Below are 13,780 nucleotides of genomic sequence, written 5' to 3' on the forward strand. Positions count from 1 at the left end.
TGCGTTTGGCAATATTTAATAACGCTTGCCGGATTTGATTTTTGTCCAGCATACATTTGGGTAACTTTTCCGGGCTGAAATATTCTACTACGATATTTTGCAAAAATGCCTGCCGCTCAATCACTTTTACAACTTCCTCAACGACAACACTCAACGACTGTATTTCCATCACCGGCGGCGCCGGGCGGGCGAGTTGCAAAAATTCGTCGATGACCCCGCTGGCCTGGTCGACTTCGGCGATAATGGAAGTCATGCAATCGACAAGCTTGCTGTCATGATTGCATCTTTTCTGCAAAAGCTGAGCATACCCACGAACCGTAGTTAACGGGTTTTTTATTTCATGGGCCATGCTGGCAACCATCTGACCGACAAGCGCCAATTTTTCTTTTTCCCGCAAGCCGCTTTTGGTCTGTTGCAACTCTTTAATATACGCTTGCAAATCCTGCTCGGCTCGCTTGCGTTCTTCAATTTCTTGCTTGGCAGCCCCTAACTTATAGTATAGAAGCTTATGAGGTACTTGCAAGTTGGTTTCAACCATGGCTTTATATGTAAAATAGAATGACGCAAACTTAAACAGATGGCCAAACATGTGTATTAGACCATAGACATCAGTGTAAATAATAAAACAAAATTCTGCCCCGAGTATAGCTATAAAAACCAACCATAAAAACGGCAATACCGTTGGCTGAAACTGCTGTTTGTGCGACCAGGTCACCGCAAGAGCCAATAAAACAATTGCCGAAATGATACATTCACTTAGTTTTTTAAAAACAGTAATTCCCAGCGAATCAATAAAACAATCAGGAAATATGCCCCAATAAAAAACAGATAATAAGAAAAAGGCCGAAACTGCCATATAGGCCGAGATAACTGCGGGCAGCCGCAGGCGCCGGTAAAAGTAAGCAGGGGCGATTAGCAAGGATAGGCTTTGCAAAAATCTTGCGATAATCCCGAGTTGCGTAAGAAGATTGTCCCCTCCCCGAGTAAAGACGCCCATTCCTTTGTCAGCCAAGGTATGAAGTAAGTCAAAACCGCCAACAAAACCATAGGCAATGCCTATAAACATAAAATAATTATTTTTAGCAAGGTCACGAGTATTTAGCGCAAGGATAAAAACACTGAAGGCAATGATGACCGTGGCTAACTCGATAAGACTGTGAAATAGCAAGTAGTTTTCTAAGCGGACATAAGCCGCTATTAAAATCAACGCAAGTAATATGGTTCCCGCTTTAACTAAATTTATCGGCCACTTTGGCGCCGTTGACATATTTTGTCCAATGGTAAAACTATCTTCCATATTAAGGTCGCTCCGATATCCACCATGCTAAATATTGGCAATTTTTTCGCGTATTACATATTATACTAAATACTACTGTCCGTCAATTTGAGAATTTAAAAATGCCCGCAGATTTGATAATTATCTACGGGCATTTTTTACAATCATCCCCGTTAAGCGACGGGAATATCTTCGTCCGGCTCTAGCGTGGGCACTTCCACCCGTACCGTGTCAGGATATTTAAGACCAGTACCGGTATTGAGCATAACCACTTTCTCATGCGGCTTGATCCAACCGTCGGCAAGCAGCTTTTTGGCCGCCGATAGCGTAGCTGCGCCCTCGGGACAAATGAAGAGACCTTCTTTGGCCGCAATTTCGGCCTGAGCTCTCAGGATTTCTTCGTCCGAAACAGCCACCGCGCAGCCGCCCGTATTATATACTGCTTCAAGGACAAGGAAGTCGCCCAGCGCTTTGGGCACCGTGATGCCGAAAGCCACGGTAGAAGCGTTGTTCCAGAACTCGGAGGCCGGCTTCTTCTCCGCGTAAGCCTTAACAATAGGCGCACAACCTGCCGCTTGCACAGCAACCAGCCGCGGCATTTTTTCGCCGATCCAGCCAATCGCCTGCAGTTCTTTCAGTGCTTTGTAGATGCCGATCAGGCCAACTCCGCCGCCAGTAGGATAGAGGATGACGTCCGGCACTTCCCAGTTCATCTGCTCGGCGATTTCCAGGCCCATGGTCTTTTTGCCTTCAATGCGGTACGGCTCTTTCAAAGTGGAGGCATCCATCCAGCCATGTTTAGCCACTGCCCGGCCGACAATCTTGCCGGCATCGCTGATTAAACCATTGACAAGGTAGAACTGGGCGCCGGCAATGGCGCACTCGTTGCGGGTAATAGCGGGGGCGTCAACAGGCATTACAATATAGGCTTTAATGCCCGCTTTGGCGCAGTAGATGGCCCAGGCGGCTCCGGCATTGCCATTGGTGGGCATCGCCAAGGCTTTAACGCCCAATTCTTTGGCGCGGGACACACCGACAGCAGCGCCCCGGGACTTAAAGGTGCCGCTGGGAATAATGCCCTCGTCTTTCAGGTACAGATTAGGAAGGCCAATTTCGCTCCCCAGCGTGTCACAGTGAATAAGCGGCGTCATGCCCTCGCCAAGCGACACTTTATTCTTTTCGTTCGACCAGCGGCAATAGTTCGCGGTACCGCCAGAGATCAGGTTTACGCCCCGATAAGGTCGGATTTTTTAAAGTTGGCTTTGACCTTATCCAGGTCATAGCGGACCAGGAGCGGTGAGCCGCAGGCGCAAAGCTGCGTCAGTTTGTGCGGATCATAGGTTGCTCCGCATTTGGGGCATTCTAAATGGCTCATGTACATGAAAATCACTCCTTGTCATCTAAATCATGCAGGTATCCGGGCCAACAGACCGGTAGAGGCCAGTAGCCGGGAATTAGTTCCGGCGAATTTTATGACTGCGAACCTCTTCCAGGTAGTTGTAAATCGAATACCTGGAAACACCAAGTGTCGCGGCAACCTGGTCAACTGCACCTTTCACCAAAAAAACACCTTTTTCGTCCAGCTGCTTGATAATATTGAGCTTTTCCTCACGGGGCAAACTGGCGACAGGAATATGGTAATTCTCCAGAATAGACTTTATAATGCCGTTAAGAGCCTCAGAAACGTCATTGCTAAAGGTTTCCTTTACGGCGCCGGTTTCTACGGCCAGGCTTTTTTCCAGAAAATACTTCCAGGACAACATGGGCGTCAAGTCTACATTGATACACAGGCACCCGATAATATGGCCGTCATCATCGCGGACAAAGGTGGTCGACGACCGCAGCGTCTTGCCATCCCGCGTCGTTGTGCCGTAATTTAAGATATCCTTGCAATCGTCGCCGTACTTGCGCAGATTTTCCAGAACCAGGTCGGTGAGCGGCGCGCCAACCTGGCGGTTAGTAACATTTCCTACGATGTACACTACTGACTGTTCCGGCCGAGTGACGTCGTGGATCACCACCTCGCTATAAACGCCGACGGTGGCATGAATAGCGTCAGCTACCGGTAGTAGAGCCTGTAATTTGGGATGCAGTGGTTGCAAGTTTCCACCCCTTATATAGGTTAATCCACTTTTTCTTAAGAAAAATTCCACAAAAAATTACCAATTCCTTTTCCCATTTCCTAATTTTAATAAAAAATTATTAAAAAAGTTGAGAACAAAAAATAATCTAATGGTTAAAATTTAACATAATCTGCGGAAAAACACCGGCTGCTCACGACAGTTCTGCGAAATAATTATAAAATCTATTAAAAGTTTTTAACCCGCTACGGTTGACAGATAATTTTTATCTGCCTAAACTTTATTTGGGGAGAAAAATGTTGGTTTTTGCCAACACAGACAAAGGAGAGGATAAAATGTTAACCGTTGTCAACACGGCCAATGCTCCAGCCGCGATTGGACCGTACTCGCAGGCAATTAAAGTCGGAAATCTCGTCTTTACATCCGGGCAAATCCCGATAAATCCGGCTACCGGGGAGCTTGTGACCGGTTCGGTGGAAGAGCAGGCCCACCAAGTTCTGAAAAACGTCAAAGCTGTCCTTGAGGCGGCCGGCGCAAGTCTCGCCAGCGTCGTAAAAACTACGGTCTTTATTAAGGACATGAACGATTTTGCGAAAATCAACGCCGTCTACGCCACTTACTTCACCGCCAACCCGCCGGCTCGTTCCTGCGTCGAAGTGGCCCGCCTGCCCAAAGACGTGTTGGTCGAAATTGAAGCAATCGCTTACGTCGCCGATAAATAAAACCCTTTTATGCTAAGCCTCCCTGGCTACTAGCCCGGGAGGTCTCGCATTTTCGAGGCTTTGCACCAACTCTGGGCGCAATCACACTAAATGAAATTCGGCAATATCTATGTTTCGCCAGGAATGACGCTAAAACTTTGGGGAAAAACTACCATTACTGGGAAAATCGGTGTATAATGTAGATTAACCATAGATTTCTGGTAAAGGAGAGCAAAGATGGCAAGGATTAATGAAAACTATCTGAAACTACCCGGCAGTTATCTCTTTGCCGAAATTGCCCGCCGGGTCAGCAAGTTTAAAACCGAAAACCCTGATGCCGACATTATTCGCCTGGGAATTGGCGATGTAACCCGCCCACTGGCGCCGGCTGTTATTGAAAGCCTGCATAAGGCGGTCGATGAAATGGGACAAGCCGCCACTTTCCGCGGCTATGGCCCTGAGCAATGCTACGAATTCCTGATTGAAAAAATTATCGAAGGCGACTATGCGTCGCGCGGCGTGAAGCTGGATGTGGACGAAGTCTTTGTCAGCGACGGCTCGAAAAGCGATGTCGGCAACATCCAGGAAATTTTCGGCATCGACAATGTCGTGGCCATCACCGACCCTGTTTATCCGGTCTATCTTGACAGCAATGTCATGGCCGGCCGGACCGGCGAGTATAAAGACGGCCGCTTTGAGAAAATCGTTTACCTCCCCTGCAATGCCGAAAACAATTTTGTCCCCGCCCTGCCTAAAGAAAAGGTGGACATGATTTATCTCTGCGTGCCCAATAACCCGACCGGTACTACCTTGTCCAAGGCCGAACTTAAGAAATGGGTAGATTATGCCCGGGAAAACGACGCGATTATTCTCTTTGACTCTGCTTATGAAGCCTATATCCAAGAGCCAGATATTCCTCACAGCATTTACGAAATCGAGGGCGCGAAAGAAGTGGCCATCGAGTTTCGCTCCTTCTCGAAAACAGCCGGCTTCACCGGCACGCGCTGCGCTTACACGGTAGTGCCCAAAACCGTCATGGCCTCCACCGCCGCCGGCGAAAAGTACCCACTCAACAAGCTGTGGAACCGCCGCCAGACGACCAAGTTCAACGGCGTGCCCTACATCGTCCAGCGGGGCGCCGAAGCTGTCTACAGTCCTGAGGGGCAAAAGCAAATCCGCGAAACCATCCAATACTATATGACCAATGCCAAAATCATCCGCGAAGGGCTTGAGAGCGTGGGCCTGCAGGTCTTCGGCGGCGTCAACGCCCCTTATATCTGGCTCAAAACGCCTAACAATCTTGACTCCTGGGCTTTCTTTGACAAACTGCTCAGCGAGGCCCATATCGTCGGCACGCCGGGCTCCGGCTTCGGTCCCTCCGGGTGAGGGCTACTTCCGCCTCACCGCGTTCGGCAGCCGTGAAAATACCGAGCGGGCCATCGAACGCATTAAAACCCGCCTCAAGCTGTAAAGAAAACCGAATATTGAACCACGGAGATAATCATGCCAATAAATTGGCACCACAAACCATGAACGCCCATTTTAACCACGGGAGGACGCAGAGAGCGCGATTTCATCGCGCTAAAAATTAAAATAAAAACTATTTCTCCGCGTCCTCTGCGGTTCCCTATATTCCCCATTTTGAAATTTATACATAGCTCCGTGTCCTCAGTGGTTCGTGCAAAGAAAAAAGTCCTGTCAGCGCATACGCTGACAGGACTTTTTTATTCGGTTGTCGACGCGGCCGCCAGGTTCAGTTCACACTGAGGAAAGTTAAGGGTAGCAAATAAGTCGGCCAGCGTCTCGGCACGGCGGATGAGTTTCACGCTGCCGTCAGGGCGCAGCAAGAGTTCGGCCGAACGCAGTTTGCCGTTGTAGTTGAAGCCCATCGCATGGCCGTGGGCACCGGTGTCATGGATAACGACAATATCGCCGATATCGATGCGGGGCAGCGGACGGTCGATAGCGAATTTATCGTTGTTTTCGCACAGCGAGCCGGTCACGTCGTAAATATGATCAAGCGGCCAATCTTCCTTGCCGGCCACAGTAATGTGGTGATAGGCGCCATACATGCCGGGCCGCATCAGATTGGCCATGCAGGCATCAAGCCCGACGTAATTCTTGTAAATTTCTTTTTTGTGCAGCACCCGCGCCACCAAATAACCATACGGACCGGTGATCATACGGCCGCATTCCATGGCCAGCTTGATCGGATGCAGGCCGTTAGCGACAATCTTAGCCTCATAGGCCTTGCGGATTTCTTCGCCCACATAGAAAAGGTCTACCGGTTGCTGCTCAGGGCGGTAGGGAATGCCAATGCCGCCGCCCAAGTCGATAAACTCAACTTTGATGCCGAGTTTTTGATAAATTTCAATGGCCAGGTCAAACATCATATTGGCCGTTTCGACAAAGCACTGCGGGTTGAGTTCGTTGGAAATGACCATGGTATGCAGGCCGAACCGCTTGACCCCTTTGGCCTGCACGATGCGGTAGGCGTCAAAAATCTGCTGGCGCGTCAAGCCGTATTTGGCCTCTTCCGGCTTGCCGATGATGGTATTGCCCTGCTTAAGGAGCGGTCCGGGATTATAGCGGAATGAGATAATTTCCGGCAGGCCGGCGTGTTTTTCTAAAAACTCGATATGACTGATATCATCCAGGTTGATAATCGCCCCAAGTTGTTTAGCTTTAACATACTCCTCAGCGGGCGTGTCGTTGGAGGAAAAGATAATTTCTTCGCCCGTAATGCCTACCATTTCGGCCAGAACCAGCTCGGCCATCGAACTGCAATCGGCGCCAAAGCCCTCTTCCCGCAGGATCTGCAGGATATACGGATTAGGCGTTGCTTTTACGGCGAAATATTCTTTGAACCCAGGCGCCCAGGCAAACGCGGCCGTCAACTTTCTGGCATTTTCCCTGATACCCTTCTCATCATAAATATGAAAAGGCGTCTTATGCTGGCGAATGATTTCTTCCAATTTTGCTTTAGTAAAGGGGAGCTTTTTCTCTGCCATGTCGAGATACCTCCTAATTAGAATAATGAATGCGGCCGGGAGCGCCTCAGCTAATATGAAAACGGCCTGCGAGTCCATCTCGCAAGCCGCTAAAAATGCTTATGCCAAGCCCTATACTAGCCGTGCAAGATAGCGCTCCACCCGAATTTGCTCGGATGACAGTCTTACCCTTATTTAGCGGCAAGACCAGCAGAAGGCCCTTGGCCATGACCTGCTGCTTCGGCGGATATTCCTTTCTGCACCCTTCATCGCCGGCCTGCTCATGAATGCATACTCTTAATAGCCGCACCTCTATCTCACCATATTTAATTATCGTTTCTAGTATACCGAAGCCAGGCAGGTGTGTCAACACTTTTCCTGCCCTTCCTCCTTCACGGCCGATCCTATTCCCCCAAGTTTGGAAGGCTATTTCAAGCGGCTTTTCGGTTTGGCGACCGCCTTGGCCTTGCCGCCGCTTTTCGCCTGGCGCTTAGTCCCCGTTTTACCCTTGGCCTTGTTTCCCTTCCGGCCGTTGCCGTTATCCGCCTTATCAGCTTCGCCGCGCCCCGGTTCGGCGACCCGGGCCTGGTCGATGGTGCGGTCGGCGGGATTAACGCGCACCACCCGCACGTTTACCGCATCGCCTAGGCGGTAGATGCGCTTACTGCGCTCGCCGATCAGGGCATACTGCTCTTCAATAAACTGGTAGTAGTCGTCATCCATGCTGGACACATGCACCAGACCTTCAACGCCGTTATCCAACTCAACAAACAGGCCAAAGGCGGTAACGCCGCTGATAATGGCGGGAAATTCGTCCCCGACGAACCGGGCCATGTATTCCACTTTCTTAAGGTCTACCGTCTCCCGCTCGGCCTCAGCCGCCGCCCGCTCCCGCTCTGACGAGTGCTGGGCCACGACGGGCAGCATCTTGGCCAGCTTTTCCCGCCGCTTGGCTGACAGTTCGCCGGTAGTGAATGTTTCGCGCAGAATGCGGTGGACGATCAGGTCCGGATAGCGGCGGATCGGCGAAGTAAAATGAGTATAATACCGGGCGGCCAAGCCGAAGTGGCCCAGGTTTTCCGCTTCATAGCGAGCCTGTTTGAGGGAGCGCAGCATAACCGTGCTGATAATCCGCTCTTCCGGCCGGCCGGCAATACGGGTAAGCACTTGCTGCAGGACAATCGGATGAATGTCATCGACCGTAGTTAACCGTTGGCCAAAATTATGGAGAAGAGCATTGAGCTTTTCCATCTTTTCCGTGTCCGGCTCCTCGTGCACGCGGTAGACGGCCGGCACGCCGAGCCGGTGCAGGTGTTCGGCCACCGTCTCGTTGGCCGCCAGCATGAACTCCTCAATGATGGACTCGGCGAGGCTGCGGACCCGCTTGACCAGCTCGACCGGCCGGCCCGCTTCGTCCAGCTTGACCTTTATTTCCGGGAAATCAAAATCGATGGCACCGCGGCGCATGCGCCGCTCCCGCAGGATATGGCACAGCCGCGCCATTTCCTCCAGGTGATCGACAAGGTCGGCATACTGCCGCCGCAAGTTTTCATCCCCGTCAACCAATATCCGCCGCACGATGTTATAGGACAGCCGCGTCTGGACGCGGATTACGCTGGGAAATATCTCGTAGTGGACAATGCGGCCGCCGGCGTCGATTTCCATATGGACCGACAAGGTCAGGCGGTCTTCGCCAGCATTGAGACTACAAATGCCGTTGGACAGCCGCGGCGGGAGCATCGGGCAGCACGCGGTCGACCAAATACACGCTGGTTCCCCGACGGCGGGCTTCAATGTCGAGCGGGGTGTTTTCCCGCACATAATAGCTCACATCGGCGATGTGGACGCCGAGCAGATAGCGCCCGGCGGGCAGCCGCTCAACATGGACGGCATCATCCAGATCTTTCGCGTCCTCTGCGTCAATCGTGACGATGGGCAAGTCGCGAAGGTCGCGCCGTCCCGCCAGTTCTGCCGCACTGATCTCTGCCGGCACGTCAGCCGCCGCCCGTTCTACCTCCGGCGGGAAGACCCGGGGCAGATTATGTTTGGTAATGATGGATAAAATTTCGATCCCGGGGTCGCCTTTTTGTCCCAGCACCTCCACAATCCGCCCTTCGGCACTTCGCTGCCGCTCCGGCCACTTGGTGATTTCCACCACTACTTTGGCATTGTCTTTGGCACCGTTTCTTTCGCCTTTCGGCACAAAGATGTCCCGCCCCAGGCGAGGGTCGTCGGGGACAACGAAACCATAGTGGCGACTGGCCGCAAAGGTGCCGACGATCCGGTGGTTGGCCCGCTCGACAATCCGGATAATTTCCCCTTCCCGTTTTTTGCCGTGGGCGGGAGTACGGCGATGGATACGGGCGACAACCCGGTCGTTGTGCATGGCCGTCATGGCAGCGTCGGCGGTAATATAAATATCCGGTTCTTCGGGGTTATCGGGGACAACGAAGCCGTAGCCTTTGCCGCTGGCATGAAAACGGCCCACGACGAGATTCATGCGCTCCGGCACGCCGTACTTGCCGTAACGGGTCTTGATAATCAAGGCTTCGGCTTCCAGTTCTTGTAATATCGACCAAAATTCGGTCAGTTCTTTGCCCTTAAGGCCCATTTCCTGCGCCAGATCTTCCGCGGTGAGCGGCCGGTAGGCGTCGTTGCGCATAAAATCGAGAATCTTATCTTTTAAGGCCGTTTTTGCCATGTTTTCCCATCCTTTATTTATACTTTCGCTTGGTCGACGACGGCGACGAGCGCCTTGCCTTCGGCCGTTACCGTGCCGTCCGGCAGGCGTACCTCGCCGGCCATTTCATAAAAGCGGCCCCGCTGAGCTACAATCCAGCCGGCAACCGTAAGGGCCTGTCCAATCGGGGTGGGCTGGCGGTACCGCACCTCCAGCCTGGCGGTCACGGCGTTTCCACCCTTGGCATATATGTAGCGGGCCATGATTTCATCAAGCAGGGTACTAACAATGCCGCCGTGCACGATGCCGTCATACCCCTGATGCTCCGGCCCGGCGGTAAAATTAGTGACATATGTGTTGTTTTCTTCCCGAAAAGTTAATTTCAGACCGATCGGATTTAGCCGCCCGCAGGCGAAGCACCACTGATTACGTTCCTCCATCTCACTCTCTCCTCAAAAATGCGTCAATCTGGGCAAAAACCTCGTCCCGTTCCACATCCAGCGTCACCACATGCCCTGACCGCCCGAGCCAGATGAGCCGTTTGTCGACGCTGCCCAGGCGGTTAATAATGTGGCGGGCGCTCTCGGGCCGCACGGTATGCTCGGCCTGGGACTGAATAACAAGCGCCGGCGCCGTGATCACCGGCAGCAGTTTATCAACATGCTTGATAAGCTCCAATAAACTGGTAAGACAATCAAGCGGCATGCGGTCATAGCCAACGGTGTAAATAGGGTCGACGTCATAGCGTTTGCGTTTCTTGGGAATATAGCGCCGAAAGAGCCGGTACGCCGGCAACAGGGGCAGCCGCCGGTCGGCTAAGTAGATCGGGGCGCTAAGGGAAACCACCTTGTCCACCGGATATTCGGCCGCCAATTTCAGCACCAGCAGGCCACCCATGGACAGGCCAACAGCCGCGACTTTGCGGCACAGCCCCCGCAGCAGATGATAGCCGTCCTCGACGGCGCTGTACCAATGCGGCCAAGCCGTCAAACGCATTTCCCGCTCATTTGTGCCATGGCCGCACAGACGGGGCGCCAGCACGGTATAGCCGCGGGCATGAAGGTACTGTCCGCCCAGGCGCATTTCGGCCGGCGAACCGGTAAAGCCGTGCACCAGCAAAACACCATAGTCGCCGCCCGGCAGCAAAAACGGCTCGGCGCCACGGATAATCGCCACCAGACCACCTCCCATATGTATTATCATTATACCATTATTAGGCAATTCTAAACACTGCCGCAAGAACAAAAGCGCTAACGCGCCTTTCTAATAAAACCGCAAAGATGATCATGTCAATAAATGGCGCCACAAGCAATAGAAAGCAACATCATTCCACCACTTACCTCATTCCTCATACTTCATACCTCATACTTCATACCTCATACTTCATACCACTTTCTACTTTCCGCTTACCATTTTCCATAGTTAAAAAGCGCCAGGGCTAGACCTGGCGCTTTCGTAATTAGAAGAACAGCATGGGAGCGATGATAAGGGAAATGGTGCCGGCAACTTTGATGAGCGGGTTCATTGCCGGACCGGAAGTATCCTTGAAGGGGTCGCCTACCGTATCGCCGATAACGGCGGCGGCGTGCGTCGGCGTACTTTGCCGCCATATTTGCCGGCTTCAATGTACTTCTTCGCATTATCCCAGGCGCCGCCGGCATTGGACATGAAGATGGCAAGCAGCACGCCGGTGGCGGTAGTACCGGCCAGGAAACCGGCCAGCGCTTTGGCGCCAAGCGCGAAACCAACGAGCAGCGGGGCGCCGACCGCGAACAGACCAGGGGCAATCATTTCGCGGATCGCCGCCTTGGTGCTAATGTCAACACACCTCGCATAGTCAGGACGGCCGGTACCTTCCATAATCCCGGGAATTTCGCGGAACTGACGGCGTACTTCGCCAATCATTTCAAAGGCCGCTTTACCGACAGCCTCCATGGTCAGGGCGCACACGATGAACGGCAGGGTAGCGCCAAGGAAGATGCCGATAATGACTCCCGGCTCGGTAAGGTTGACAACCAGCTTGCCGTCAACCAAGAGGCCAGTCAGTTTCGGGTTCTTGGCCACTTCTTCGCCGAACGCGGTAAACAACGCCAGCGCGGTGAGAGCGGCCGACCCGATAGCGAAGCCTTTGGCAATGGCCGCCGTGGTATTGCCGACCGAGTCCAGCTTGTCCGTTGTTTTACGGATTTCGGGGCCCAACTCGGCCATTTCGGCAATGCCGCCGGCGTTGTCGGCGACAGGACCGAACGAGTCAACGGCCACGACCATGCCGGCGGTGCACAGCATGCCCATGGCTGCCATGGCGATGCCGTAGATGCCGGCTTGGCTGTACGCCAGCCAGGTAGCGATGGCAAAGACAACCATCGGAATACCAGTGCTGCGCAGACCTGTAGCCACACCGGTAATAATATTGGTAGCCGGACCGGTCTGGGAAGCGTCGGCAATATGCTGGGTGGGCTTATGGGCATTCGAAGTATAGTATTCGGTAATTATGCCGACAAGGACATTGACAGCCAGGCCGGCCACAATAGCGATGAAAATACCAAATCCTTTGGCGCCGAAAATTTGCGTCGCCAAGCCATACGCGATAACGGCGGTGATGATATTGGTGCCCCACAAACCGCGGTTAAGGGCGGCTTGGGGATCGCCATCCTCACCAGTGCGGACGAAAAAGGTACTGATAATAGCAGCCGCGATGCCGGCCGCGCCGATGAGCAGCGGGAACAGAACGCCGTTTACACCGTAGATGCTGTTGCCAATCAGCATGGCGGCGATAGTCGTAGCAGCATAGGATTCAAACAGGTCAGCGCCCATGCCGGCCGTGTCGCCGACATTGTCGCCTACGTTGTCAGCGATAACAGCCGGGTTGCGCGGATCGTCCTCAGGGATTCCTGCTTCCACTTTGCCGACCAGGTCGGCGCCTACGTCCGCGGCTTTGGTATAGATACCCCCGCCGATCCGGGCAAAAAAGGCGATGGCGCTGGCGCCAAAGGCAAAACTGTTAATAACGACAGGATCGCCGAAAATTATGTACAGCATCGATACGCCTAAGAGACCAAGACCGGCCACCGACATGCCCATGACCGCGCCAGCGCGGAACGACACGCTTAGGGCTTTGTTAAGGCTGTGGCGGGCCGCTTCGGTCGTGCGGGCGTTGGACTTCGTGGTGGAACTCATGCCCACATAGCCGGCAATAGCCGAGCACACGGCGCCAACCAGGAACGATACGGCCAATTTATACCCGTCAACAAAGTATAAAATGAGAAAGATAGCAACGGTGAAAGGAATGAGTGTCTTGTACTGACGGTTAAGGAAGGCCATGGCTCCTTCAAAGATAGCCTGGGAAATTTCCTGCATCTTTTTGTTGCCGGGGCTTTCTTTCAGCACACTGCCTGCCAGGTAAGCGGCGAACAGCAGGGCCAGCAAGCCAGCGCCCGGCGCAATAAATAGCAAATCCATGTAGCTCTTGTTCCTCCTTATTTACCGCGGGTTGTCCCGTAAAAATGCTTAAAAAGACCCCAATGTAGGCCATTGAGGTGCAGAGAACTACTGCATAACTTTGACCAAGATCATCGTGACGATGCCGAACAGCCCAGCAAGAAACATAGTCGCCTTTGCCAATAGTTCGTCAAGGCCTTTCTTTTTACCGCCAAACAGCGTCTCAGCGCCACCGGCGATTGCTCCGCCCATGCCGGCGCTTCGCCCCGACTGCAGCACCACCGACGCAATCAAGAGAATCGACAGGATGGCTTCCAATATCATCAATGCCGTTACCACTTACCTCACACCCCCTACCCACCTTTGTACCATTTTATTTTATCACACCCCTTTTTACATTGACAATGTCTTACAAATATTTTTGTCCGCTCGTTATTCACCTACATTATTGCCAAATATTAGGCAAAGTAGTCTAGCCTACTAAAAAATAACCTAATCAATTGCCGTCTGTACCGTACCGCGACAGATGCACCACGCCCGCAAAGCGCGCTAGATATAGCAATTCAGAATAAACCCGCCTTACACACTATTGTTTTCGCCAAAACGCATCGTCA

Annotated in this window: 11 protein-coding genes, 2 pseudogenes and 1 riboswitch; of the genes and pseudogenes, 2 read left to right on the forward strand and 11 right to left on the reverse strand. The window is 52.7% G+C overall.

Going from position 1 to position 13,780, the window contains the following annotated elements; genetic code table 11:
- The 4 genes from TCARDRAFT_RS14690 to TCARDRAFT_RS10900 all read right to left on the reverse strand — a co-directional run.
- The coding region (locus TCARDRAFT_RS14690; protein ID WP_332248972.1) for an MASE3 domain-containing protein at positions 1 to 1,297 on the reverse strand (1,297 nt) is incomplete at its 3' end.
- Between the two features lie 152 nt (positions 1,298 to 1,449).
- Positions 1,450 to 2,523: a threonine synthase gene (locus TCARDRAFT_RS10895; RefSeq protein WP_456300348.1), complete on the reverse strand. Its 1,074-nt coding sequence runs from the start codon at positions 2,521 to 2,523 to the stop codon at positions 1,450 to 1,452.
- A complete protein-coding gene (locus tag TCARDRAFT_RS15840; protein WP_198003930.1) occupies positions 2,502 to 2,657 on the reverse strand; it encodes a hypothetical protein in 156 nt (51 codons plus the stop codon). The genes TCARDRAFT_RS10895 and TCARDRAFT_RS15840 overlap by 22 nt, the downstream gene beginning before the upstream one ends.
- 73 nt (positions 2,658 to 2,730) lie before the next feature.
- Positions 2,731 to 3,378 (reverse strand): helix-turn-helix transcriptional regulator, encoded by a 648-nt coding sequence (locus tag TCARDRAFT_RS10900; protein WP_007290043.1) that lies wholly within the window; start codon positions 3,376 to 3,378, stop codon positions 2,731 to 2,733.
- A 314-nt stretch (positions 3,379 to 3,692) separates the two neighbouring features.
- On the opposite strand from TCARDRAFT_RS10900, the gene TCARDRAFT_RS10905 reads away from it, so the two are divergent.
- Together TCARDRAFT_RS10905 and TCARDRAFT_RS10910 are read left to right on the forward strand one after the other, a co-directional pair.
- The gene (locus TCARDRAFT_RS10905; RefSeq protein WP_040683354.1) at positions 3,693 to 4,079 is read left to right on the forward strand and encodes a RidA family protein; all 387 of its coding nucleotides are present in this window, start codon (positions 3,693 to 3,695) and stop codon (positions 4,077 to 4,079) included.
- Positions 4,080 to 4,295: 216 nt separating this feature from the next.
- Positions 4,296 to 5,529 (forward strand): annotated as a pseudogene (locus tag TCARDRAFT_RS10910) (LL-diaminopimelate aminotransferase).
- A gap of 253 nt (positions 5,530 to 5,782) precedes the next feature.
- Here the strand turns inward: TCARDRAFT_RS10910 and TCARDRAFT_RS10915 are convergent.
- The 7 genes and pseudogenes from TCARDRAFT_RS10915 to secG form a co-directional block, all read right to left on the reverse strand.
- Complete coding sequence (locus TCARDRAFT_RS10915; protein ID WP_007290046.1) at positions 5,783 to 7,069, reverse strand: diaminopimelate decarboxylase family protein; 1,287 nt, start codon at positions 7,067 to 7,069, stop codon at positions 5,783 to 5,785.
- A 122-nt stretch (positions 7,070 to 7,191) separates the two neighbouring features.
- Positions 7,192 to 7,371: riboswitch (Lysine riboswitch) on the reverse strand.
- A gap of 103 nt (positions 7,372 to 7,474) precedes the next feature.
- Positions 7,475 to 8,788, reverse strand: a complete 1,314-nt coding sequence (locus TCARDRAFT_RS16035) for a ribonuclease R family protein (RefSeq protein WP_232199124.1) — start codon at positions 8,786 to 8,788, stop codon at positions 7,475 to 7,477.
- Positions 8,754 to 9,749, reverse strand: a complete 996-nt coding sequence (locus tag TCARDRAFT_RS16040) for an RNB domain-containing ribonuclease (RefSeq protein ID WP_007290048.1) — start codon at positions 9,747 to 9,749, stop codon at positions 8,754 to 8,756. The genes TCARDRAFT_RS16035 and TCARDRAFT_RS16040 overlap by 35 nt, the downstream gene beginning before the upstream one ends.
- Before the next feature lie 17 nt (positions 9,750 to 9,766).
- The gene (locus TCARDRAFT_RS10930) at positions 9,767 to 10,168 is read right to left on the reverse strand and encodes a PaaI family thioesterase (RefSeq protein ID WP_007290049.1); all 402 of its coding nucleotides are present in this window, start codon (positions 10,166 to 10,168) and stop codon (positions 9,767 to 9,769) included.
- A 1-nt stretch (position 10,169) separates the two neighbouring features.
- The gene (locus TCARDRAFT_RS10935) at positions 10,170 to 10,904 is read right to left on the reverse strand and encodes an alpha/beta hydrolase (protein WP_007290050.1); all 735 of its coding nucleotides are present in this window, start codon (positions 10,902 to 10,904) and stop codon (positions 10,170 to 10,172) included.
- 283 nt (positions 10,905 to 11,187) lie between these two features.
- Positions 11,188 to 13,187 (reverse strand): annotated as a pseudogene (locus tag TCARDRAFT_RS10940) (sodium-translocating pyrophosphatase).
- A gap of 87 nt (positions 13,188 to 13,274) precedes the next feature.
- Entirely contained in the window at positions 13,275 to 13,505 is a 231-nt protein-coding gene (gene secG, locus TCARDRAFT_RS10945) for a preprotein translocase subunit SecG (protein WP_007290052.1), read from the reverse strand.
- Between the last annotated feature and the right edge of the window lie 275 nt (positions 13,506 to 13,780).

It is taken from the genome of Thermosinus carboxydivorans Nor1 (genome assembly GCF_000169155.1).
GTDB classification, from domain to species: domain Bacteria; phylum Bacillota; class Negativicutes; order Sporomusales; family Thermosinaceae; genus Thermosinus; species Thermosinus carboxydivorans.